3 protein-coding genes are annotated in these 2,975 nt (G+C 66.5%); all 3 read left to right on the top strand.

Annotated features, from left to right (window positions below; all coding sequences use genetic code 11):
* Positions 1-882, top strand: an 882-nt coding sequence (locus ACESMD_RS14955) for an ATP-binding protein (protein WP_372614532.1), incomplete at its 5' end; no start/stop codon positions are given.
* 74 nt (positions 883-956) lie between these two features.
* A complete protein-coding gene (locus tag ACESMD_RS14950) occupies positions 957-1,226 on the top strand; it encodes a hypothetical protein (protein WP_372614530.1) in 270 nt (89 codons plus the stop codon).
* Positions 1,219-2,916 (top strand): phosphoethanolamine transferase, encoded by a 1,698-nt coding sequence (locus ACESMD_RS14945; RefSeq protein ID WP_372614528.1) that lies wholly within the window; start codon positions 1,219-1,221, stop codon positions 2,914-2,916. Before ACESMD_RS14950 ends, ACESMD_RS14945 begins: the two co-directional genes overlap by 8 nt.
* Positions 2,917-2,975: the final 59 nt, after the last annotated feature.

The following is a 2,975-nucleotide window of genomic DNA, read 5'->3' as shown; positions in this document are numbered from 1 at the left end:
GACCTGCTGGGGCTCCCCGTGCTGGCCCTGCTGCTGTGGTGGTCGATCGGCTGGGGCCTGCGGCCCTTGTCGCGGATGGCCGAGCAGATCCGCCGCCGCGATCCACATAACCTGCAGCCCTTGATCCTCCACCCGATGCCCCGGGAACTGGAGACCATTGCCGGGGCCCTGAACCGGCTGCTCGAGCGCATCCGCACGCTGCGGGTCCGCGAGAAGCGCTTCATCGCCGATGCCGCCCACGAGTTGCGCACACCGCTGGCCGTGCTCGACCTGCACGCCCAGAACGCCCTGGCCTCCGACGACCCGGAGGATCGACAGGAGGCGCTCGACAAGCTGCGCGACGGCGTAGCCCGAGCCACCTGGGTGGTGTCGCAGCTGCTCACCCTGGCCCGGCTCGAACCCGAGCAGGAGGGCGAGGGCCTCTCCCTAGACATCGAACTGCTGCGTGAGGTACGCGAGGCCCTCGCCAAACTGATACCACTGGCCGTGGAGGGTCGCCAGGAGCTACAGCTGGACGCCGATGAGACGGCGGACTGGCAGATCGAGATGGAGCCCGGCGCCATCGATACCCTACTGCAGAACCTGGTCGGCAACGCCCTCCAGCACTCGCCGGCGGGCGCCGTGATTCGGATCGCCCTCACCGCCGGCCCCAAGGCACTGACGATCACCGTGGAGGACCAGGGGCCCGGCATCCCGGTGGATCAGCGCGAGCAGGTGCTGGAGCGTTTCCACCGAGCCGGTCCGGGCGCTGGCGCCGGTCTGGGACTCTCCATCATCAACCGCCTCCTGCAGCGCCATCAGGGCAGGCTATGGCTCGGCGACGCCCCGGGCGACGGACTGAGCGTCACGGTCTCACTGCCTAGAACGCACCGCGCCGCGTGATCGCCGGCGCAGCATAAGACGCCGTTAAGCTTACCAGGGCAGGATGTCAGTCGGATTCCCGACACGGCGATACCATGCCCGACCTGCACCCCCTGGCGACGACTCGCCCCGGCGAAAAGCCGGCGCTCCTGGCCGCTCGCCTCCGCCCCCTGCAACGCTTGGCCCTGGCCTGGTGCGGCTTCATCGTCCTGATGCTGGTGGAACACTGGCTGGCACTGGACTTTCGCCTTGCCGATGCCCTCTATGGCCTCCAGGGAGGCGAGTGGGTGCTGCCGCGACGGCGTCAGACGGAACGCCTCCCGACCACCCGGTTCTTCACCCTCGAGACACCCACCGATGCCTGAGGCGATCTCCACCACGCGCGAGCGACGGGCCATTCCGCGCTCGCGACTTCCCGCCCTGTCACCGCAGGCGCTTACCCTGCTGGCCGGCCTGGCCTTCACGCTCTTCTACAACCAGCGTTTCTGGTCGACAGTGCTTGGCGCAGAGCCGCCCGTCACGCTCGCCGACTGGGGACGGCTGGCCGGCTACGGCGTGGTCATGACCGCCCTGCACGTCGTGGTCTTCCTGCCGCTGGTCAACCGCGTCAGCGTCAAGCCACTGCTGTCTTTGCTGGTGATGTTGGCGGCGTCGGTGAGCTATTTTACCGGCCACTACGGGGCCTACTTCGATACCCACATGATCGACAACGTGCTGCAGACCGATAACCGGGAGGCGGGCGAACTGTTGACCCCGGGGCTGGCACTCTACCTGCTGCTCTACGCCGGGCTGCCGGCCCTGGTAGTGTGGCGCTGGCCGCTGCAACAGCGCAGCTGGCAACGTGGGCTGGGCATGTCGCTGCTGTGGCTGGCCGGTGGCGTCGGCGTGCTGGTGGTGTCGCTGCTGCTCTCCTATCAGAGTCTGTCGTCGCTGATGCGCAACCACCACGAGTTGCGTTATCTGATCACGCCGGGCAACGCCATCATCTCTACCGGCCAGGTCATGGCGGCCGGCGAGCCGCTGCCGGACGTGCGACTGCCCATCGGCGAGGATGCCTTTCGGCAGGCCAGTGCCACCGGCACGCCGCGTCTGCTGGTGATGGTGGTCGGCGAGACCGTACGCGCCGCTGACTGGGGGTTGTCCGGCTACCCGCGCCAGACCACGCCGCGGCTCGCCAGCAGAGATGTGATCAACTTCGAAGAGGTGACGAGCTGCGGTACCAACACCGCCGTCTCCCTGCCCTGCATGTTCGCGCCCATCGGCAAGGCCAACTATGATGAATGCTATATCAAGAGCCACGAGTCGTTGCTGGACGTGCTGCAGCGGGCCGGCTACCGAGTGATGTGGATCGACAACCAATCGGGCTGCAAGGGCGTCTGCGACGGCGTCGAGCGGTACTCGCCATCCCCCGGAAACTACCCGGCACTGTGCGACGCGAACGACTGCCTCGACGGCGTGCTGGTCGAGGAGCTGAAACAGCGGGTCGCATCGATCGATCGCGATACGGTGATCGTGCTGCATGAGCTCGGCAACCACGGCCCCAGCTATTTCCAGCGCTACCCAGACGCCTTCCGTGCCTTCATCCCGACCTGCGACGGAGCGGATCTTGCCAAGTGCTCCCGCGAGACGATCGTGAACAGCTACGACAATGCGATCCTCTATACCGACAGCGTGCTGAATGAGCTCATCGGCGTGCTGGAGCAGCAACCGTCACTGGCCACGGCGCTGCTGTATGTGTCCGACCACGGCGAGTCCCTGGGCGAGAACGGCATCTACCTGCACGGCCTGCCCTACGCCATCGCCCCGGACGAGCAGACCCGGGTACCGATGGCCTGGTGGTCATCCCGCGCGTTCGAGCGTGCCGCCGGGCTCGAGCGCGACTGCCTGGCCCAACAGGCCAGCCAACCCCTGAGCCATGACCATCTTTTCCATAGCCTGCTTGGCCTGCTCGGCGTCGAGACCCGCATCCGCGACCCGGAGATGGACATCAGCCAAGCGTGCCATTCAAGCAGGCAACCGGCGACTCAGCCATACTTGGCCAATGAAGGGAGATAATCTTTCATGGAAAAAACGGCCATGACACCGAAATGCATCGACTGTTTGCCACTCCCTGG

Source organism: Halomonas sp., assembly GCF_041689495.1.
GTDB lineage: Bacteria > Pseudomonadota > Gammaproteobacteria > Pseudomonadales > Halomonadaceae > Halomonas.
Note: the sequence above shows the minus strand (reverse complement) of the source record. Positions and strands in the feature narration are given on the sequence as shown.